We start from the raw sequence: 19,873 nt of genomic DNA on the forward strand, positions 1-19,873 counted from the left end.
TATTTTGTTCAGAAGTGATTCAGTCTAAAGTTAAAAATTGATGAATCATTGCTCAAATTTAGCTCAGGTTTATTTCACCTGTGTTGTTATTATTTTTATCAAGGCGGGGTTATGCTCAGTTACCGACATTCTTTTCATGCAGGAAACCCTGCCGATGTGATCAAACATTTAGTATTGGCAGAAGCTTTGTCATACATGGCTAAAAAAGATAAGCCATATGATTACGTGGATACGCACTCTGGCGCTGGTTTTTTTGAGCTAGCGAGCAGTGATGCACAAAAAACTCAGGAGTATCTGCAAGGCATCGCTAAGCTGTGGAATTATTCAGGATCCGTGTCGGCAATTAGCGATTATGTGGCATTAATAAAGTCATTTAACGAGGATGATAAATTAAGCCATTATCCCGGTTCTCCTAAGGTGGCGGAGCATTTCTTACGCCGTCAAGATAATGGCTGGTTTTTTGAACTACACCCAAAAGATCTAGAGCTGTTAAAGCAAAATACGGCACATAAAAAGTCACTACGCGTCACTGGGAGTGACGGTTTTAAAGGACTATTAGGATTGGTGCCACCAGCTTCGCGTAGAGCCTGCGTGCTAATGGACCCTCCTTATGAGATCAAATCCGATTATGATGTTGCGGTCAAAAGCATCATAAAAGCGCACAAAAAGTTTGATTCCGGCGTCTATATGATCTGGTATCCCGTTGTTGACCGTGAACGTATTGATGCCATGGAGTCGAGCCTGATTGAATCTGGAATACGTAATATTCAAGTGTTTGAACTTGCTACCCGCGCAGATACTCAAGAGCGAGGCATGACGGCTTCTGGAATGATAGTGATCAATCCGCCTTGGACCTTAAAGAAAACCATGGATAAAGTGTTGCCAGAGCTGGTTTCGTTACTGGCTGAGGATGATGGTGCGTTTTATCGCAGCATTCAATTAGTAGAAGAATAGTAAAAATAAACTGCTAAGCTATCTAGGGCCTGTTTACCTTTCAAGTTTGTTTTTGCAGCAGTTTGATTGGTATTTGTACAAGGCAGAGCCTGCGTAGCATAGTTATTCTATGTGAGTCAGGCGAGAACACAGTAGAAATGCTAATCAAGCGCTGCCCTTTGGGTTCACCTGAGTGCGCTTTGTTCATTGTTGCTCAACTTTTGCCTAGATTACTAGGCGGCAAGTCGAGCGTCGCGACCAAAACACACTCAGGAGAACAAAAATCAAACAGCAAAGATCAACAGGCCCTAGTCGATAAGATCTTGAAGAGGCTTAGCAGTTTATCTTGGGGCGTGTTAGCTTGCGCTAGTTATTTTTTAACAAACTTCGTTAAAATAACGATGTTTTGACCTTCCACACGGCCTTCAATATGCTCTGGGTTTGAAGGCGAAAGGCGAATGTTACGTACCGCAGTGCCGCGTTTTGCAACTAGGCTACTACCTTTCACATCCAAGTCTTTAATCAAAGTCACTGTGTCACCAGCACTCAGTTTCACCCCGTTATTGTCTAAATGAACAAGGTCTTCATCCTCTGCAAGTACTTGATCAGCCCATGCTCGAGTCTCATCTTCAAGATATAGCATGTCTAATGCATCTTGAGCCCAGCCATTATCCGGCGCAAGGCGCTTAAGCATACGGTAGGCAACAACCTGAACAGCAGGAACTTGGCTCCACATACTATCGTTTAAACAGTGCCAATGGTTGGCTTCGATATCCTGTTGACCTTCAACCTGTGGTTTGCACTGGCTACAAAGATAAACACATTTGTCAGAATGCGCCTCGGCGACTGGTGGTACTTCGTATACTTCGAGACCATCTGTTGAGGTACATAGCTCACATTGATTGTTACTGCGCTCAGCAAGCGCGGCAGCGATAGTCATAATGATTTCCCAAGCTGTAAAAGCGGTATTATACCAAATGCGTCCGTTGGTGCTCAATTTACGGGAAGGATTTATGGATATAACTTGATCTGTGTCTAGAGCTGAGGTTATCTGCCACCTTTAGCGTGTATAGGTAGTTGTGATATATACTGCTGTTCTATTTTTTCAATTTCACCAGAGTGCTTAAGTTGTGTGATAGCTTGATTTATCCGCTTAAGTAATCCTTGGTGCTTAGCTAACAGGCGTAGCTGCAACATCCCTTCTGAATGTAGCTGGTTGAAGCTAAAAGTAATACCAAGTTGTTCTGACCAATATAATGCGGGTAAATCACCAATGATAATATGTTCAATTCGGCGTAAGTTTAGTGCCTGCAGTAGTTCTTTCTCGGATGCGAAATCAACCCGCTCGAATATTTGATCATCATGGTAGTAGTAGCCTCTCACTGTACCAACTTCGATACCTGATAGGGTTAATACCGGTGGTTGAGACTGACGAGTAACAACATACTCTTTAATAGGTAGAATGGGGTCTGAATAAATAAATCTATCATCTTGCTTTTGCTGTTCGTTCAACCAATCTGGGCTGATAATATCAAAATCAATTTGCTGCTTTTCTAAATAAAAGTTAGTACGCTTAGCTGGGAGAAGTAAGTTTTCGCCTTTGATGTTTGCCTTTACCAAAATGGCTTCCACCATTTCAGGCAAGATCCCCGGTGCATCTTCGTTGTGAGTAAAATAAGGGTAAAAGCTTCCCGAGCCACTTAAACTGTACTTTAAGTAGGGGGCTTTTTCTGCCTTAGCAAAACCAGCAAAGGCGAGTAACCAGACTATTAAAACTTGCTTCATGAAACCATCTTAGCTTAACTTTTCTTAGACAGGCAAGCTACTGGCGTTCTGTGAATTAAAAGCCTATTCTTTATAAGGAGTTAGTTTACTAAGTTAGTAACTTTTGGTTATAAGTGTTGTAAAATAGCGAAACTTTTTTATTGCTCGGGGCGTTACCATATTATACGCTCCTTGGTACGTGGTTTCCTTTTACCTTATAAAGGATACGAATGTTAATGAGTGGTCCGGTGACTGAAGTACGTAAATCAGCAGTGCAGTATATTGCGCGACAGGCCATTTTGCGGCCAGATCAAGAAGTCTTTGCCTATGAGCTGCTCTATAGAGATTCAGACAACAATGCTTTTCCGGTTGGGGTAAGTGATGGGCAAGCGACCGGGCGAATGTTTTTTAACTCTCTAATGTTTATTGGTGTAGACCGTTTGGCTGCTGGGCAGCTTGCCTTTATAAACCTATCCGACGAGTCGCTACTGCAAGAACTGCCTAGCTTGTTAGCACCGCTAAAAATTGTGGTGGAAATTGTTGAGCGTTCTAAAGACATACCGTCTTTGGTGCATATGGTGACTAAGTTAACAGAAAAAGGTTACCGATTTGCGCTAGATGACTACGACGGTACGTCAAAGTGGGATCCATTGCTGCCACTCATGGAATTCGTCAAAATTGAAGTTGAGCAGCCAATTATAAAAACCAATATGACGGTAAAAAAGCTCAAGCGCCAGTATCCAGATATTAAGGTTATTGTTGAACGTATCGAAACGAAAGAAGAGTTCGAGATCATCAAATCCTCTGGAGCAGACTTTTTCCAAGGCTTCTTTTTCGCCAAACCTGAAATGCTAAATCATGGCAATGTGGAACCGTCGAAAATGGTGGTATTTCAGCTGCTACAAGCTACAGCCAGAAAGTCTTTATGTTTTAAAGAAATACAAACAAGAGTAAGTAAAGATCTAAGTTTAACAGCACGATTATTAAAGCTTGCGAACGCTAAAGCTGGTGAAGACAAGTTAGAAATTAAATCTATTTCCCAGGCAGTTGTGTATTTAGGTGAAGACGCAATTAGGCAGTTTGTTAAAGTACTCGCGCTGAGCGAATTGGGTTCTGACAAACCCAGTGAGCTGACAAGAATGGGATTAACCCGTGCTAAGTTTGTGGAAACATTCTTGATGCCTGGGGGCGAGGAAATGGCAGAAACTGGCTATTTGCTTGGCTTGATGTCTATCCTTGATGTGATACTTGATGTTGAGCTTTCTGTTATTGCAGCGGAATTTTCTCTTGATGGTTCGCTTTCCAGTGCTTTGTTGAGTTACCAAGGTTTACTTGGTGGAGCACTACGTTTGGCGTTCGAGATTGAGCGTAATGACTGGCAAGAGGCCGAGCTTATTTTGCAAGCTATTCGACCTGCAACACCGACCAATTATCTCTATGATATGGCGCTTTCTAGTCGAGCCTACGCAGATCAAATCCTCTCTATTGTGGCTGGTGATGAACAGTAATTCTGGTCTTACAAAGTGAAAAGGTAAGTAACCTGAACTGCGGATACTTAACGCCGATTAGTAGCCTATTTCAGCGCTAACGGTATTAATATTATTTATCCAAAGCTCAGGTTAAACTGAATACCTATTGTTTTTAAATAGTTTTGTTCTTGCTCTAAATCTGCTTGAAACAGCGAGTGTGACTCTAGCCACTCAGTTGCGATGTGAAGTATCAAGGCGTTATCAACAGCTGTAATACTTAATTCGGGAAGTTGATCCTGTTGGCGTTTTTGGTTCACTAAAACGCTGAGACGAAACACCGCCAAAACACGGTTAAAGTGGGTTAGATCTGTATCGATTAACTCCGTTAACTCTGGCATTTTTATCTTTTTTCGATAAAAGCGTACAAGTGCACTTAGCCTTAATTGCTGGGCTTGGGTAAAGCCTGGAAGTTGACTGTGCCTGACAATATAAGCGCCGTGTTTATGCATGCCGGAAGAGTTAATGGCGAGCCCAACTTCGTGGAGTTTTGCTGCCCAACATAACATTTCGACATCATAAGAGGATAGTTGCCAGTGCTCTTTTAGCTGAGTGGTAAAAAGTTTGATGGTTTCACAAATATTCTCGGCATGTTGCTTATCAATATTATAGTGATCGCTGAACGTGTTAATTGTGCGGGTACGAATATCAAACTCGTCGGTTTGATGCATTTCAAACAATAACCCTTCTCGCAATGCATATTCACTAAGGCGCATGCGCTCAAGTCCTAACTGCCTAAACAGTGCTATCAGTACGGCAAGGCCGCCAGCGATACTGGTTTTTCGTTCCTCTGGTAGTGCTTTTAAGGAGACGTCGTCTATGTGCTCAGCATCAATAAATAACTGTTTAATTTGCTCCAAAATCGGCAGGGTAATTTCATCGGCTTCAGTGAGCTCGTGAGCCATGGCCGCAATCGCCTTAATAGTACCAGAAGTACCGATAACGGTATTCCAGCCGAGTCGTAAGTAGCTCGCGGTAATACTCTCAATTTGTTGCTCTGCTTTTATTTCTGCTTTTTTGAATCGCTTTGTAGATAGCTTGCCATCAGCAAAGTAGGCTTTTTGCATGGTCACGCAGCCCACATTGCGACTACTTAACAGCTTGTGTGTAAGGTGCTGACCAATAACCAACTCGGTGCTGCCTCCACCGATGTCGATAACCAAACGGTTGTGACTATCATGTTCATGGTTGGCGACCCCTTGGTAAATAAGACGAGCTTCTTCTTGGCCTGAAATCACATTGATTGGATATGGAAAAACTTGTTTTGCCTTAGCGAGAAAATAATTAAGGTTTTTGCAATTTCGCAGTGTATAGGTTGCCACTACTTGCACGGACTCTTTCGGAAAATCATGTAGTGTCGTCGCAAATTGTGAGAGGGTATCCAATGCTCTGGCGATCGCGTCATCACTTAAATTAAAATCGTCATCAAGGCCCGCGGCCAAGTAAACACGTTGTTTTTCTTTATGGAGGAGTTGAAGGCGACCATCTACTTCTCTTGCTACAACAAGGTGAAAACTATTTGAACCTAAGTCCACTGCGGCAATAGAAGGGTAGTCGCGCATATATTCTTCCTCAACGGTTATTCTTTCGCTTCATTTAATTGGTGCAACTCCCATTTTTTTAAATGGTCATAAATCGCGATCTGAGAGCGAATTTTTTTACGGTTACCTCGGCGAACGTACAGATTCTTCTGTTCGGCGTCAATAACTCTGGCTTTGGTGCGATCTTTAAATTGCAATTCAATAATATCGATAATTAGTTTCTTCAAATGATCGGCATAAATAGGCGTGCCGACTTCAACACGATGGTCAAGGTTACGGGTCATCCAGTCCGCTGAGGAAATATAGACCTTGGGGTCACCGTTGTTGTCGAAAATCATCACTCGCGGGTGTTCTAAGAAACGATCGACGATGCTAATGATCTTTATATTATCGCTAAACTGTGCAAGGCCCGGTACAAGGGCACACATACCTCGCACGATGAGGCGGATCTTGACGCCTTTGCGTGATGCTTCGTAAAGCTTATCAACGAGCTGCTTGTCAACTAAGTTATTGATCTTAATTGTTACTTTTCCTGTTCGTCCTTGCTCTGCATGAGTTATCTCTTCATCGATCAACTCGACAATTCGACTACGTGCATTGATGGGGGAAATCATCAGGTGTTCGAATTTAAACGGCAGGTAACTACTCTCAATAAAGCGAAACACACTATCGCATTCTTCCGTAATATCGGGGTGTTTGGTAAACAGACTGAAATCAGTATAAATCCGAGCCGTTTTTTCGTGGAAGTTACCCGTACCTATATGTGCATATTTGACGATTTTGCCTTTTTCTCTACGGTGAACCACACAAAGCTTACTATGGACCTTGAGCGCCGGTATGCCAATCATGACTTTAATACCGTATTCACTCATGAGTTTTGCCCACTCAATATTGTTTTGCTCGTCGAAACGTGCTTTTAATTCAACCATCACGGTCACTTTTTTGCCGTTCTTTGCTGCATTGATCAATGAGCCTATCAAGCGAGATTGCTTGGCAACCCGATATATGTTGACCTTGATTTGTGTCACCCTAGGATCAAATGCTGCTTGGCGGATATATTCCAGCATGTGGTTAAAGGTATGATAAGGGTAATACAGTAAAATATCCTGAGTAGAAATCGCGCGAAAGACGCTACTGTATTTTGAAAAAGCTGCACTTTTAAGCGGCGGCAATGGCTTATTTTCTAGGTAACCACGTCCAACGTTTGGAAAAGAAATAAAATCTCTGAAATTGCGATATCTACCACCAGGGATCATGGCATCTTGGCCTGTCACTCCCAAGCGTTTTTTCATCAACTTTAACATTTCTTCAGGCATTGATTCTTCGTATACCAAGCGTACAGGCTCAGCATATAAGCGCTGTTTGAGACCTTTTGACATGGTATCTAACACGCCTTCTTCAAGCTCGTCATCTAAGTTGTACTCTGCGTCACGAGTGAGCTTCATCGAGTAGGCTTCAATGCGCTCAAATTTGAAAAAGCTCTTAAACACATCGGCAATAAAGAATCGAATAACGTCATCAAGCAACACAATTGTTTTATGCCTTCTGGTTTTTTCCGGTGGCAGCTGGACAAAGCGGTTCAGACGGTCAGTGGGAACTTCTAAAAAGGCATGATGCTGCTTCTCACCATTTAACTCCACAAATAGGTGGGTCATGGTGTCATTGATATTATCCGAATAGTCTTTGCTTTCGTTAATCATCATTGGCAATAGGTGAGGCAGTACTTGGTCCTTAAAGTAGTTAGCCAACCAATTCTTGTGGAAATCCGATAGCGCGTCTGGTTGCTTAATATGGATATGATGCTCATTTAAATCGATGAGGATCTGGTCATAAATAGCACTAAATTTTTTACCCAGTTCCAATACCTTTTTTTGAATGTCAGCGAGCAGTGCTTCATCTTCGTCGAAATTGGTATCAGGGAGGTTATTTAATAAGATACGACGCTTTACATCCGCTACACGAACTTGGAAAAATTCATCCAAGTTATTGGAAAATATGCCAAGAAACCGGATCCGCTCAATGATCGGGTTGGTTGAGTCCTTGGCTTCTTGTAACACGCGTTCGTTAAAAGAGAGCCAGCTTAATTCTTTGGCAAAGTACGTGATAGTTTTATGCTCTGGAGATACGGCCTGCATGGTTCTTTCCATAGGTACAGCTTATTTTTACAGCTTAAGCAGGGTGTGTGACATAATTATGACAAACACAACGCGCCTGTCGTGTTTGTCATGTGACCTTCATGAGTATAGTGAAGGTCTTAACTTTCTTCTATGTCTACGATCAAATCACTGGTGATTGATTCGAGCGCTTCAATAACGTTTTCTTTGACTGTGCCTGCAGGTAAAGTAACCGTCGCAAAAGCGCTGAAAATAGGCAGCCCCCAGTTAGGTGCGCTACCTTGTTTTGAAGTTAAGTGCGTAATATTTGCGCCTTTGTGACGAATAACCGTAGCAAGCTCTTGCACAATTCCCGGTCTGTCATTACCTGTAATAATTAAATTTAATGTATCTGGTTCATCCTGCGCTTGCTGGTTTTCGCCTGATTCAACGCTAACGTCCAAACCTGGCAATTTATGCAATGCATCTTGTATTTCCTGCAAATGTTCTTCAGCAACTTCAACCTGTACTATGCCCGCGAATTGTCCGGCAAGATGGCTTAAGTTACTGGTTAGCCAATTACCATGGTTAGAAAGAATAGTAGAAGAGATTTCCTCAACGAGACCCGGTCGGTCCTTACCTATAAGTGTTAATATTAACTGCTTCATATCATGTCTCTTTTTTTGTGGCGCCCGTAGGCGAAAAAACGAATTCGGCGCATGATTTAGACTAGTCTAAAAACTCACTTTGTCCAGTGTCTAGAAACACTTAATGTAAAGAAATGCAACGGATTTTTCGTATTTACTCTAGACTAACAATCAGAGCGTTTTTTGAGCCGATTAGTTCCATTATTTTTATAATAAACTTGATGACCAATATCGATTGAAGAAAGTTCAATTGTGTCTCAGGTGTAACACAACTGTCATCTTGATGAAATATAATGCCCCCAATTTTTAAACCAAAGGGTATATTGATGACTTCAAATCCGCAAAAGCCATCCTTTAAAACGGATAGAAGCCGTCTCTTTAAAGACAGGTTTGCACAATTTGGCATTACTTCTGGTGGGGTAATGGTATTAGTCGCACTTTTACTTATCTTCTTCTATTTGTTGTATGTTGTTCAACCAATCTTTGAGTCAGCAAAGGTTGAAAAGCGTATGGATATTCAGCTTACACAAGACAAAACATATTTAGGTGTAGGAGTAGAAGAACAAACTGAAATTGCGTACTTACTTGGTAGCCAGGGGTCGGTAGATTATTACCAGATCAAAGGTGAAAGCGCCGGTAAATTACTAGATACATTGGATGTTGAACTTGACGGTAATGTCACAGCATTTGCAGAGAGTGCGCCTTTCTTGGGGCAATATGCATTTGGTCTGGATAACGGTCAAGTACAGCTAGTGAAGCCGATGTTCACGGTCAGCTTTCCGGGAAATCAACGTGTTTTAACCCCTCGTTTAAGTTATCCACTTAATGCGAAACAGCTGATTGTCGACGAACAAGGCCAAGCAATTCGTAAGTTCGCCTTTAGTCACTTCGAAGACAAAACCGCTGTTGTTGCTCAAACTGTTGATAAACGAGTTATTTTTGCTTCTTTTGTTGCAGAAGAAAACATGTTTACTGGAGAGGTTGAGTGGGCAGTTGAGCGTACCGAGCTAGATATTGATGGTCGTGTTGATGAGTTACTTATTTCTCCAGACACATCGCGCACATTTGTTCGCTCAGCAAATCAGGTTTACGTCTTTGATTCTCGCTATGCTTCTGAAGTTGAGTTATTCCAATTGCTTGCTGCAAACGAAGAAAACGCCAACTTGGTCGATATGAACCTGCTAGCGGGTGCCAATTCATTAATGCTTGCTAACGACAACGGTGAAGTTTCACAGTGGTTTGAGGTCAATACCGATGACGGACGTCAGTTTGCTAAAATCCGCTCTTTTGAGACACCAAAGAGCAAACAGGTAAAACTATTCAGTGAATACTATCGTCGTACTTTTTTCACGACCAACGAAAATGGTCAATTAGGTCTATATTACACCACCAGTGAAGCGCACTTATGGCAAGGTAAAGTCACAGACAAAGCAGTACAGAAATTTGCGGTAGCGCCGCGTGCGAATGCGGCTTTATTACTCGCCGATGATACATTAACTGTGGTAGAGCTACACAATGAACACCCAGAAGTAACTTGGTCTGCATTGTGGCAAGAGGTGTGGTACGAAGGTTATCCAGAGCCAGCTTACACTTGGCAATCAACTTCAGCTAGTGATGACTTTGAGTCTAAGTTTTCCCTAGTGCCGATTTCATTCGGTACTATTAAAGCAGCAATGTACGCTATGTTATTTGCGGTACCTATTGCACTAGCGTCAGCAATCTACACCGCTTATTTCATGTCGAGTGAATTACGTCGAGTGGTTAAACCGACGGTAGAGATAATGGAAGCACTACCAACGGTTATTTTGGGCTTTTTGGCGGGCCTGTGGCTAGCTCCTTTAATCGAAACGCATCTACCCGCCGTGGTTGCTTTATTAGTGCTATTGCCAATAGCAATGATAGCAACGGCATTTGGCTGGACTAAGCTACCTGCAAAAATAAGACACTTGGTGCCTGAAGGTTGGCATTCAATCTTGCTGATCCCCGTTGTACTTATCGTAGGCTGGATTTCATTTGCTATGAGCGGTGGTATAGAGTCTTGGCTGTTTGGCGGTAATGTGCGCCAATATTTGACCAACGAGCTAGGTCTAACATTCGACCAGCGTAACTCCCTAGTAGTGGGTATCGCAATGGGCTTTGCGGTTATTCCCACAATCTTCTCTATTGCAGAAGACGCGGTATTTAGCGTACCTAAACACCTTTCAAATGGCTCATTAGCACTCGGTGCAACGCAGTGGCAGACTTTGGTTCGTGTTGTATTGCTGACAGCAAGTCCAGGTATCTTCTCTGCTGTGATGATGGGTCTTGGTCGCGCCGTAGGGGAGACGATGATTGTATTGATGGCAACCGGTAACACGCCAATCATGGACTGGAGTATCTTCCAAGGTATGCGTACGCTTGCCGCAAACATTGCGGTGGAAATGCCGGAGTCTGAAGTTGGCAGCTCTCACTATCGCATCTTGTTCCTAGCTGCCTTTGTATTGTTTATTTTTACTTTCGTATTTAACACCGTTGCTGAGTTTGTTCGTCAGCAGCTGCGTGAAAAGTACAGTTCAATGTAATTGGAGTGACATGACATGGTAAAACAGTGGTTTAAGTCAGGTTCTCCGTGGATCTGGATGACAGGTGGCGCGGTCAGTATTAGTTTGATTTCAGTAATTGGACTACTTGCGATGATAGCGTGGAAAGGATTGAGCTTCTTTTGGCCATCAGAAGTTGTAGAAATGCATCTCGACGGCTCAGTTGCTAAGCAAACGGTAATTGGTGAAATATACGATCGTGAGATGGTACCAAAATCTCGTCTGGAAGCGGCTGGATATGATCTGTCTGGATATGAAGGTGAAAATGTTGAGCGTTTACTATTAAAAACAGGTAACCGTGAATACGTAGAGCTTGATTTCCGTTGGGTGTTATCAACAGACATCAAAAGCCAGTCTACACCAGCGGAATTAGCGGTATTTGAGCGTAGTAAAAATGGTAATTTCTATGGTTATGTTGCCCGCGTTTTAGAGGATGGCAAAGTTGTTACGGAGCAACCAGTTAAAAAACTGCATGAGTTAGTTGAGCGTGCCGTAGATCTAAATGAAGAGGCACTAGATCTACAAAACAGTGAAATCGGCCATATTAACTATGAACTTGAGCGCTTACGCTTAAAAGAAAAGTCATATCAGTTAGATAACGAACTGACTGATGAGAAGCTAGCAGAACTTAATGCACGCCGTGCAGAGCTGCGTGAAGATTACAAAGTATTCGAAAAGCGTCTTTTTGAACTAAGAAAGCAAGCAAAGCGTGACCAAGTCGTTGTTCGCGATATGCGCGGCGAAGAAGTAATTTTACCGCTGTACCAAGTATTGGATGTTTGGTTTCCTAATGACATGGGCTTTTTTGCCAAAGCGGGCCACTACTTAGTGCAAATTAGCAAATTTGTGAGCGATGATCCGCGCGAGGCGAACACCGAAGGTGGGGTATTCCCAGCAATCTTCGGTACGGTATTTATGGTTATGCTGATGGCAGTGATCGTGACACCCTTTGGTGTGGTTGCTGCTATCTATCTCCATGAATATGCAGCAAAGAATGCCGTGACTAAGATGATCCGCATCGCGGTAATAAATCTCGCAGGTGTTCCATCTATTGTATATGGGGTATTTGGCTTAGGATTCTTTGTTTATATGCTGGGCGGCTCAATTGACGAACTCTTTTATCCTGAGGCAGCGCCAAGCCCTGTATTTGGTACACCTGGTGTGATTTGGTCTGCACTTACACTTGCCATTCTTACTTTACCAGTGGTTATTGTATCCACGGAGGAAGGCTTGTCTCGGATCCCAAGCTCAGTGCGTCATGGTTCACTTGCGCTTGGTGCAACTCAAGCAGAAACTCTATGGCGGATCATAGTACCAATGGCAAGTCCGGCAATTATGACGGGTCTTATTCTTGCTGTCGCACGTGCTGCGGGCGAGGTAGCTCCTCTTATGCTAGTTGGTGTAGTAAAGATGGCACCTACACTACCACTAGACGGAAACTTCCCCTATATTCACTTGGATCGTAAGTTTATGCACTTAGGGTTCCATATTTATGATGTTGGCTTCCAAAGCCCGAATGTTGAAGCTGCTAGACCTTTGGTTTATGCAACCGCGTTCCTATTGGTTACAGTGATTATTGCACTGAATATCACAGCGATTGGTATTCGTAACCACTTACGCGAAAAGTTCAGATCGTTAGAGCATTAACAGTAAAGATTTTTAATAGGTAAAAACATGATTACAGTAGCGCCAGAAGTCAATCAAGCAAACGGCAATAACAAGCTTGATTTAGCAAACTTAAGTCCAGAACTCACCGCACTAGAGATCAAAAACCTAGATCTTTACTATGGTGATAAACAAGCCCTTAGCAACGTCAATATGTTGATCCCAAAAGGGCAAGTAACCGCATTTATCGGTCCATCAGGTTGCGGTAAGTCAACGTTACTGCGTTGTATTAACCGCATGAACGACCTGGTTGATAGCTGTCGTATTGAAGGAGAAATTAACCTTCAAGGGCAGAACATTTATGACAAGAGCGTAGATGTTGCGGCACTGCGCCGTAACGTAGGCATGGTATTCCAAAGGCCAAACCCTTTCCCTAAATCTATTTATGAGAATGTGGTTTATGGTCTGCGCCTGCAAGGTATCAAAGATAAGCGTAAGTTAGACGAAGTGGTTGAAAAGTCACTCCGTGGCGCCGCGCTTTGGGATGAAGTAAAAGACCGACTTCATGACAGTGCATTTGGTTTATCCGGTGGTCAGCAGCAGCGTTTGGTGATTGCTCGCTCTATCGCGATTGAACCTGAAGTGTTGCTACTTGATGAACCAACATCAGCACTCGATCCGATTTCAACATTGGTTATCGAAGAACTCATTAACGATCTGAAAAACAAGTATACTGTAGTTATCGTTACACATAACATGCAGCAAGCTGCGCGTGTATCTGATCAAACTGCGTTTATGTATATGGGTGAGTTAATTGAGTATGCAGATACCAATACCTTATTCACCACGCCGTCTAAGAAGAAAACAGAAGACTATATTACAGGTCGTTACGGTTAAGACGAGCTTGCGAGGAGAATATCATGGAACACAATATTAATAAGCACATTTCTGGCCGCTTTAATGAAGAGCTAGAAAACGTGAGAAATCACGTACTCAGTATGGGTGGACTGGTAGAGCAGCAATTAAACACTGCGCTTGATGCGGTTAACCACAATGATGCTGAAAAAGCGAAAAAAGTCAGTCAGAACGACTACAAAGTCAATGCGATGGAAGTGAATATTGACGAAGAATGTACACGTATAATTGCGAAAAGACAGCCCGCAGCCAGTGACTTGCGTTTGGTCGTTGCCATCGCAAAAACGATTGCAGATCTTGAACGTATCGGAGACGAAGCTGAGCGAATTGCCAAAGTTGCGTTGGATTCGTTTACCAAAGATCAGCAAGACTTATTGGTAAATATTGACAACATGGGCCGCCAAGTGTCGCAAATGCTGCATGATGTGCTTGACGCGTTTGCTCGTATGGACGCGCAAAAGGCATTTGAAGTGCATAAAGCTGATGCCAAAGTGGACCGTGAATACGAAGCCGTAACGCGTCAAATTATGACCTATATGATGGAAGACCCACGCTCTATTCCAAAAATCATGGATTTAATTTGGTCTGTGCGCTCATTGGAGCGTATAGGCGATCGTTGTCAGAATATTGCGGAATACGTGATTTATTTCGTAAATGGCAAAGATATTCGCCATACATCTCAAGAAGATATCGCAAAAACCTTGTGATGCTTATCAACTAGTTGCGCGCTTTCGGCGCGCAATTTCATAGTAAGTTCATCTAAACTTGCAATAAAACCGTTCACAACGGCGCTCAATGCTGTAAAATTACTCTCTGCACATGCATACAAATATGATTTAAGGGTCAGTTATGCCTAGTAACGCGTTTTTAGGGGTATTTGCTAAATCTCCTATTAAGCCAATTGAAGAGCATATAAAAATAGTCCATCAGGCCAGTGCGGCTTTGATCCCATTTTTTAACCATGTCTTCAAAGGGGAGTGGACAGAAGCAGATGCAATTCGCATTGAAATCCGCAACCTAGAGCGTGAAGCAGATGAACTCAAGCGTGAAGTACGCTTACATTTGCCTCGTGGTTTATTCATGCCAGTAGAACGGACTGACTTACTGGAACTTATCACCCACCAAGATAAGATAGCCAACAAAGCGAAAGATATCGCAGGTCGCGTTATCGGTCGTGAAATGGTCATCCCTGAATCCATTCAAAAAGACTTTCTTGCTTACGTCACGCGTTGTGTGGACGCAACTAAACAAGCATCAGAAGCGATTAACGAGTTTGATGAACTGCTTGAGACAGGCTTTAGAGGCCGTGAAGTCACTTTAGTTGAAAAAATGCTAGTTGAGCTTGATGCCATCGAGCAAGATACCGACGATATGCAAATCAAAATTCGTCGAGAGTTACGCGCTGTTGAAAGCGAGCTTAATCCAATTGATGCGATGTTCTTATACAAGATCATTGAATGGGTAGGTGGGCTTGCAGATATCGCAGAGCGCGTTGGTTCACGTCTTGAGCTGATGTTAGCTCGTTAATAAAAATCGATCTTTTAAAATAAAGTAAGGTTTCTTATGGATATCATTGCATCCTACGGCACTGTATTGGTTTTAATTGCCGCAGCAGTTGGTTTCTTTATGGCTTATGGTATTGGCGCAAACGATGTTGCGAATGCTATGGGTACTTCGGTAGGTTCAAAAGCACTTACCATTAAACAAGCAATTATTATTGCTATGATCTTCGAGTTCGCTGGTGCTTATCTTGCTGGTGGTGAGGTAACATCAACGATCCGAAAAGGGATCATAGATTCTACTCCTTTCATTGATATTCCTGAACTGATGATATTAGGAATGATCTCTGCACTTTTCGCTGCGGGTAGCTGGCTATTGATGGCTTCAATGTTAGGTTGGCCTGTATCTACGACACACTCAATCATTGGTGCAATCATTGGTTTCGCGTTAGTTGCCGTGGGCAGTGAAGCAATCCAATGGGGCAAGGTTGCAGGTATAGTTGGTAGCTGGATTGTCACCCCCGCTATTTCCGGCTTTATTGCCTATCTCATCTTTATGAGTGCCCAGAAGCTCATCTTCGATACCAATAAACCACTAGAAAATGCTAAACGTTTTGTGCCTATTTACATGGGTCTAGCGGGCTTTGTTATGTCTTTGGTTACTATCAAAAAAGGCCTTAAGCATATTGGTATTAAACTCGGCACTGTCGAAGGTTTTGCCCTTGCTATCGGGATTGCAATTATTATTGCTATTATCGGTAAAATAGCGATTGCTAAACTAAAAATGGATCCCAATGCAGACAAGCAAATGCAGTTCAACAATGTTGAAAAAGTATTCGCTATCCTTATGGTACTAACTGCATGTTGTATGGCATTCGCGCATGGTTCGAATGACGTTGCTAACGCAATTGGTCCATTAGCGGCAGTGGTCAACATTGTTGAAAACGACGGTGAAATTGCTAAGAAAGCGGCCCTAGCTTGGTGGATCTTACCACTAGGTGGTTTAGGTATTGTTGCGGGTCTTGCGATCCTTGGTAAGAAAGTTATCAAAACTATTGGTGAAGGCATCACCCACCTTACTCCAAGCCGCGGCTTCGCAGCTGAACTTGCTGCTGCTTCCACAGTAGTAATTGCATCAGGCACAGGCTTACCAATCTCTACCACCCAAACCCTAGTTGGTGCGGTATTAGGTGTGGGCATGGCGCGTGGTATTGCGGCATTAAACATGGGTGTTATTCGTAACATCGTAGTTTCTTGGGTAATTACATTGCCAGTTGGTGCTGCCCTTGCTATTGTTATATTCTATATTTTGAGATTGGTGTTCGGCGTATAAAGATACACCGCACTTTTCAAAAAGACAGACTTTTAGCTTGAAAAGATCTCAACACCTTTGGTGTTGGGGTCTTTTTATTTGTGCTGTTGAAAATTAAGAGTAAAGCTTGTGACGAATCTACCTAGTATCAAACAACTACAATACCTTCTTGCGGTGCATCAGCACCAACATTTCGGTCGTGCAGCGGAAGCATGCTTTATTGGTCAGTCGACGTTAAGTAGCGCGATACAAAACCTTGAAGAGACATTGGGATGTCAGCTAATTGAACGCGAAAATCGCAGCCTAATGTTTACCGATATTGGGGAAGAAGTGGTTGAGCGAGCTCGGAAAATTATTGATGACACCATGAGTGTTAAAGAGCTGACTAAAAGCTACAAAAACCCATTGTCTGGTAAGTTGACGTTAGGAATTATTCCCACCATTGCCAGTTTTATCGCCGCGCCACTTTATCAGGCGTGCAAAAAGGAGTTTGAATCGCTTAATTTGGTTCTAGTTGAAGATACCAGTGACAACTTACTGGACAAGCTAGAGCATGGCCATATTGATATGGCAATGTTGGCACTACCTTATAGAACGGATAAATTTCATACTCAAGTGCTTGCAAAAGATCATTTTAGTCTGGTTCGACATGCAGAGTACAGTGTACCAGAGCCAATTGAGGACTTTAATCTGCTGCCTGAGCAAAGTGTATTTTTACTCGAAAAAGAGCACTGCATGACCGGTCATGCACTTAGCGCTTGCCACTTAAATCGTAGCGCATGCATTAATCCATTTGAGGCGGCAAACCTACATACTTTATTAAGTATGGTGGAATACAAAAATGGCGTGACATTTTTGCCTCAAATGGCTATCAATGCAGGGATTTTGGAGGGGAAACCTTTAGTGGCTATGCCACCGCAAGATCATGCATATCGTGAGATTGGTTTGATTTGGCGTCGTACTACCGGGCGGATCAGAGATTTTAGACTGTTTAGTGACTTTGTTGGTGGCTACATCAGTGGTCAATGTCAGTCTAAGTAATAGTAATGAATATGAAAGGCACCTTAAAGGTGCTTTTTTTTGCAAAAATTTTTCCGCCCCTACAACTTTTTTTGCAGCCGCTACGATTAATAGTTAGTGAGAAGATTGGATGAGTGGACTGCGTGTTTTTTAACAGCGAAAAACAATTAATAAAAAGAGCACTGCAAGGTAATCAAGGAGCATGGTCAAAGCTTTGCGCCCAGCATCATAGCCGTGTGTATAACCAATGTTTGAGGCTGGTTGGCAATCCGCAAGACGCGCTAGATATTGCTCAAGATGTATTTTTAAGTATGTATCGAAATCTGCATACCTTTAATGGTGATGCTAAGTTCTCGACTTGGGTATTTAAAATCACCCATGCAAGGGTTGTGGATCACATGCGAAAACATAAGTTTGAATCGATTGAAGGTAAAGAACCTGAGACTTCACAATACGGACCTGATACCAAAATAGTGCAACAGCAAAGTAACGAAGAGATATATATTGCGCTGAAACAGCTACCGTTTGAGCAGCGGATTGTCGTAGAGCTAAAGTTTTTCCAATATTACACTTTTGATGAAATTGCACAGCAGCTTGAGTTATCAAGTAATACGGTGAAGGCTAGGCTATACAGTGCGCTAGGTAAGATGAAAGGGCAACTTGAGGTGCAAAAACATGGCTAAATTAGCACACTTATTCGAGCAGTGGTTAGATGGTGAAGTACTGACTGAATCAGAGTTGGCTGAACTTCAGGCCAGTAGTGAGTACCGGGAAATGATGAATGCTGCTGTTACTTGGCAGAAGCATGCTGCTAGCTTTGAAGAGCAAGCCCCTCCATCACAGCTCACTTTGCGACATCAAACTCGCGCTTGGCCAGTGGCTGCCGTCGCAGCTTGGCTTGTTGTTGGGCTTGGTGTCTCGGGACTTTGGTTACAGAATTTAGGCTTACACCAACAGTTGAGCGTTCAACAAACGCAATTGGCACAGCAGCAAAGTGCTATACAGACCATGCTTGCAAAACTTGATGAGACTAAGCCAATAGATCAAGCCACGCTTGCCAAGTTAGCAACTCAAGTAGTTGAACAAAACCGTAAAGAGCGCAGTTTGGCAATGAATAATCTCGTCGATCTGATCCAGGCACAAAGAGCGCAAGATCAAGCTCTACTTAGGCTGCAATTGAATGAGTTAGCAGAGCAAGTTGAGCAGACACCGACACAAAATTTAGCACAGTATCGAGGTAAACCATGAAGTTAATTCCATTTTGTTTTGGCGCTGTCGCTGCCATTACTACAAGCCTTGCCCAAGCCCAAATTATTGATGAAGCGCTAAAGCGCGAGGTTGCTATTTTTGAGCGGGTACTGCTAAGTGCACTGCAGCATGACACGCAAGATCAAATCCGTAGTGTTTCTGGCTATTATTTGAAAGATCAGGGAGTTGTGTTTGAACTAGCATTAAAACGTCGGCACCGGTTGGAGTGGATCTCTCATATCGACAATCTGGATGATGTCGCAGCAATAGGAGAGTTTGAACTGCCAGAATTCGATATGGACATCACGCAAGTCGAGATTTCACAGCCTATAGCTGAAGCTGTTTCTCAAGCCTATTCGGATGCTGCCGAGAAAGTCAGAGCAGGAGCCGAAAAGGTTCGCGAAGCCGTAGAAAAAGAAAGAGAAAATAGAATTCAATTACGGGAGCTTGAACGGCAAAAAGCGGAGCTGGAGTTTGCGAAAAGGCACGAAAGTGATGATCAAGTAAAAGAATTTACCGAGTCATTGAGAGAAGTTGAAAAGCGCATAGAAAAGCTTTCACTTAAGGATTCGGAATTAAAAGACCTTAAAGATAAGCTGAAAGCGAGTCTTGAGGCTTCACGGGTCAAACGCGCGAAAGAGAAAGCAGAAAAGCAGCGAGCACTCGAGAAAATGCTAGTAACCAGCTTAGCCCGAAGCTTATGTGACTATGGTGCGGGTTTAAGACGCTTACCTAGAAATGAGCACATAAGCTTTATTTACAGCGAACTCAGTAATGCTAACAATAAACATATATATGTTTATCCAAAATCCTTGGTGCAGCAATGTGTTAAAGGTGAGAAAACGGCAAAACAGCTTGTTGAGACAGTAACTAGCTATCGTTTTTAGGTAATCTGAGTTTGGGGTAAAAAAGTGACAAGATAAAACAGCATAGCTAAATGCTGTTTTATTTATGAAGGAACTTAAACTTGTTCGCGTTAAGCCTGCTCAATATTTTTTGCCGTAGTTAAATTTGGTAAAAAGAGTAAGTAAACCCAAACCACTAGATTAAAGTAGGGTAGCAAGCCCAGCCCTGTGAACAACTTTACCGGATATCCTTTTGTGTTGGCATAGCGGTAACATTGATAAGCGATAAGCAAGTTTGCAAGTAGTAAAAACAGTGATAATGACAGCATAATTTACCCCTTGAAGT

19 protein-coding genes are annotated in these 19,873 nt (G+C 42.7%); 13 read left to right on the forward strand and 6 right to left on the reverse strand.

The genetic code is table 11. The features are described from left to right. Positions 1–111: 111 nt before the first annotated feature. Together rlmJ and L1D50_RS23525 are read left to right on the forward strand one after the other, a co-directional pair. Complete coding sequence (gene rlmJ / locus L1D50_RS02655; RefSeq protein WP_239965452.1) at positions 112–954, forward strand: 23S rRNA (adenine(2030)-N(6))-methyltransferase RlmJ; 843 nt, start codon at positions 112–114, stop codon at positions 952–954. A gap of 137 nt (positions 955–1,091) precedes the next feature. After that, entirely contained in the window at positions 1,092–1,343 is a 252-nt protein-coding gene (locus tag L1D50_RS23525) for a hypothetical protein (RefSeq protein WP_345773967.1), read from the forward strand. On the opposite strand, the gene L1D50_RS02660 is transcribed toward L1D50_RS23525, so the two are convergent. After that, on the reverse strand, positions 1,304–1,873 hold the full coding sequence (locus tag L1D50_RS02660) for an alkylphosphonate utilization protein (protein ID WP_239965453.1): 570 nt from the start codon (positions 1,871–1,873) through the stop codon (positions 1,304–1,306). The genes L1D50_RS23525 and L1D50_RS02660 overlap by 40 nt on opposite strands. Positions 1,874–1,980: 107 nt before the next feature. Beyond that, positions 1,981–2,718: a transporter substrate-binding domain-containing protein gene (locus L1D50_RS02665; protein WP_128727673.1), complete on the reverse strand. Its 738-nt coding sequence runs from the start codon at positions 2,716–2,718 to the stop codon at positions 1,981–1,983. Between the two features lie 209 nt (positions 2,719–2,927). On the opposite strand from L1D50_RS02665, the gene L1D50_RS02670 reads away from it, so the two are divergent. Further along, positions 2,928–4,205, forward strand: coding sequence for an HDOD domain-containing protein (locus L1D50_RS02670; RefSeq protein ID WP_239965454.1), 1,278 nt, complete (start codon positions 2,928–2,930; stop codon positions 4,203–4,205). A gap of 95 nt (positions 4,206–4,300) precedes the next feature. Here L1D50_RS02670 and L1D50_RS02675 read toward each other — a convergent pair whose 3' ends face one another. From L1D50_RS02675 to L1D50_RS02685, 3 genes are all read right to left on the reverse strand, one after another. Next, positions 4,301–5,785 carry an exopolyphosphatase gene (locus L1D50_RS02675; RefSeq protein ID WP_239965455.1) on the reverse strand — a complete coding sequence of 495 codons (1,485 nt, stop codon included), beginning with the start codon at positions 5,783–5,785 and terminating at the stop codon, positions 4,301–4,303. A 17-nt stretch (positions 5,786–5,802) separates the two neighbouring features. After that, entirely contained in the window at positions 5,803–7,899 is a 2,097-nt protein-coding gene (ppk1, locus tag L1D50_RS02680) for a polyphosphate kinase 1 (RefSeq protein ID WP_128727747.1), read from the reverse strand. A 119-nt stretch (positions 7,900–8,018) separates the two neighbouring features. Beyond that, positions 8,019–8,525 carry an ACT domain-containing protein gene (locus L1D50_RS02685; protein ID WP_128727676.1) on the reverse strand — a complete coding sequence of 169 codons (507 nt, stop codon included), beginning with the start codon at positions 8,523–8,525 and terminating at the stop codon, positions 8,019–8,021. Positions 8,526–8,830: 305 nt separating this feature from the next. On the opposite strand from L1D50_RS02685, the gene L1D50_RS02690 reads away from it, so the two are divergent. From L1D50_RS02690 to L1D50_RS02735, 10 genes are all read left to right on the forward strand, one after another. After that, a complete protein-coding gene (locus L1D50_RS02690) occupies positions 8,831–11,065 on the forward strand; it encodes an ABC transporter permease subunit (RefSeq protein WP_128727677.1) in 2,235 nt (744 codons plus the stop codon). 15 nt (positions 11,066–11,080) lie between these two features. Then, complete coding sequence (gene pstA, locus L1D50_RS02695; RefSeq protein WP_128727678.1) at positions 11,081–12,730, forward strand: phosphate ABC transporter permease PstA; 1,650 nt, start codon at positions 11,081–11,083, stop codon at positions 12,728–12,730. A 27-nt stretch (positions 12,731–12,757) separates the two neighbouring features. Then, on the forward strand, positions 12,758–13,585 hold the full coding sequence (pstB, locus tag L1D50_RS02700) for a phosphate ABC transporter ATP-binding protein PstB (RefSeq protein ID WP_010607157.1): 828 nt from the start codon (positions 12,758–12,760) through the stop codon (positions 13,583–13,585). 23 nt (positions 13,586–13,608) lie between these two features. Continuing rightward, complete coding sequence (gene phoU / locus L1D50_RS02705; protein ID WP_010607158.1) at positions 13,609–14,310, forward strand: phosphate signaling complex protein PhoU; 702 nt, start codon at positions 13,609–13,611, stop codon at positions 14,308–14,310. A gap of 142 nt (positions 14,311–14,452) precedes the next feature. Then, positions 14,453–15,130: a TIGR00153 family protein gene (locus L1D50_RS02710; RefSeq protein ID WP_010607159.1), complete on the forward strand. Its 678-nt coding sequence runs from the start codon at positions 14,453–14,455 to the stop codon at positions 15,128–15,130. A gap of 36 nt (positions 15,131–15,166) precedes the next feature. Continuing rightward, positions 15,167–16,435 carry an inorganic phosphate transporter gene (locus L1D50_RS02715; RefSeq protein WP_128727679.1) on the forward strand — a complete coding sequence of 423 codons (1,269 nt, stop codon included), beginning with the start codon at positions 15,167–15,169 and terminating at the stop codon, positions 16,433–16,435. Between the two features lie 108 nt (positions 16,436–16,543). Continuing rightward, positions 16,544–17,455 (forward strand): hydrogen peroxide-inducible genes activator, encoded by a 912-nt coding sequence (locus tag L1D50_RS02720; protein WP_239965456.1) that lies wholly within the window; start codon positions 16,544–16,546, stop codon positions 17,453–17,455. 122 nt (positions 17,456–17,577) lie between these two features. Next, positions 17,578–18,117 carry an RNA polymerase sigma factor gene (locus tag L1D50_RS02725; protein ID WP_239965457.1) on the forward strand — a complete coding sequence of 180 codons (540 nt, stop codon included), beginning with the start codon at positions 17,578–17,580 and terminating at the stop codon, positions 18,115–18,117. Continuing rightward, positions 18,110–18,682: a hypothetical protein gene (locus L1D50_RS02730; protein ID WP_239965458.1), complete on the forward strand. Its 573-nt coding sequence runs from the start codon at positions 18,110–18,112 to the stop codon at positions 18,680–18,682. Before L1D50_RS02725 ends, L1D50_RS02730 begins: the two co-directional genes overlap by 8 nt. Further along, positions 18,679–19,569, forward strand: a complete 891-nt coding sequence (locus L1D50_RS02735) for a hypothetical protein (protein WP_239965459.1) — start codon at positions 18,679–18,681, stop codon at positions 19,567–19,569. The genes L1D50_RS02730 and L1D50_RS02735 overlap by 4 nt, the downstream gene beginning before the upstream one ends. 89 nt (positions 19,570–19,658) lie before the next feature. On the opposite strand, the gene L1D50_RS02740 is transcribed toward L1D50_RS02735, so the two are convergent. Beyond that, positions 19,659–19,856, reverse strand: a complete 198-nt coding sequence (locus L1D50_RS02740) for a hypothetical protein (RefSeq protein ID WP_010607165.1) — start codon at positions 19,854–19,856, stop codon at positions 19,659–19,661. Positions 19,857–19,873: the final 17 nt, after the last annotated feature.

It is taken from the genome of Pseudoalteromonas sp. Isolate6, from assembly GCF_022398435.1.
In the GTDB taxonomy this organism is placed as follows: Bacteria; Pseudomonadota; Gammaproteobacteria; order Enterobacterales; family Alteromonadaceae; genus Pseudoalteromonas; species Pseudoalteromonas galatheae.

Excerpts from the sequence above, each read along its gene's own strand:
- L1D50_RS02665 (WP_128727673.1), bottom strand. The coding sequence starts at position 2,718 with ATGAAGCAAGTTTTAATAGTCTGGTTACTCGCCTTTGCTGGTTTTGCT.
- pstB (WP_010607157.1), top strand. The coding sequence starts at position 12,758 with ATGATTACAGTAGCGCCAGAAGTCAATCAAGCAAACGGCAATAACAAG.
- L1D50_RS02685 (WP_128727676.1), bottom strand. The coding sequence starts at position 8,525 with ATGAAGCAGTTAATATTAACACTTATAGGTAAGGACCGACCGGGTCTC.
- ppk1 (WP_128727747.1), bottom strand. The coding sequence starts at position 7,899 with ATGCAGGCCGTATCTCCAGAGCATAAAACTATCACGTACTTTGCCAAA.
- rlmJ (WP_239965452.1), top strand. The coding sequence starts at position 112 with ATGCTCAGTTACCGACATTCTTTTCATGCAGGAAACCCTGCCGATGTG.
- L1D50_RS23525 (WP_345773967.1), top strand. The coding sequence starts at position 1,092 with ATGCTAATCAAGCGCTGCCCTTTGGGTTCACCTGAGTGCGCTTTGTTC.
- L1D50_RS02740 (WP_010607165.1), bottom strand. The coding sequence starts at position 19,856 with ATGCTGTCATTATCACTGTTTTTACTACTTGCAAACTTGCTTATCGCT.
- L1D50_RS02715 (WP_128727679.1), top strand. The coding sequence starts at position 15,167 with ATGGATATCATTGCATCCTACGGCACTGTATTGGTTTTAATTGCCGCA.
- L1D50_RS02690 (WP_128727677.1), top strand. The coding sequence starts at position 8,831 with ATGACTTCAAATCCGCAAAAGCCATCCTTTAAAACGGATAGAAGCCGT.
- phoU (WP_010607158.1), top strand. The coding sequence starts at position 13,609 with ATGGAACACAATATTAATAAGCACATTTCTGGCCGCTTTAATGAAGAG.
- pstA (WP_128727678.1), top strand. The coding sequence starts at position 11,081 with ATGGTAAAACAGTGGTTTAAGTCAGGTTCTCCGTGGATCTGGATGACA.
- L1D50_RS02670 (WP_239965454.1), top strand. The coding sequence starts at position 2,928 with ATGTTAATGAGTGGTCCGGTGACTGAAGTACGTAAATCAGCAGTGCAG.
- L1D50_RS02660 (WP_239965453.1), bottom strand. The coding sequence starts at position 1,873 with ATGACTATCGCTGCCGCGCTTGCTGAGCGCAGTAACAATCAATGTGAG.
- L1D50_RS02710 (WP_010607159.1), top strand. The coding sequence starts at position 14,453 with ATGCCTAGTAACGCGTTTTTAGGGGTATTTGCTAAATCTCCTATTAAG.
- L1D50_RS02675 (WP_239965455.1), bottom strand. The coding sequence starts at position 5,785 with ATGCGCGACTACCCTTCTATTGCCGCAGTGGACTTAGGTTCAAATAGT.
- L1D50_RS02730 (WP_239965458.1), top strand. The coding sequence starts at position 18,110 with ATGGCTAAATTAGCACACTTATTCGAGCAGTGGTTAGATGGTGAAGTA.
- L1D50_RS02735 (WP_239965459.1), top strand. The coding sequence starts at position 18,679 with ATGAAGTTAATTCCATTTTGTTTTGGCGCTGTCGCTGCCATTACTACA.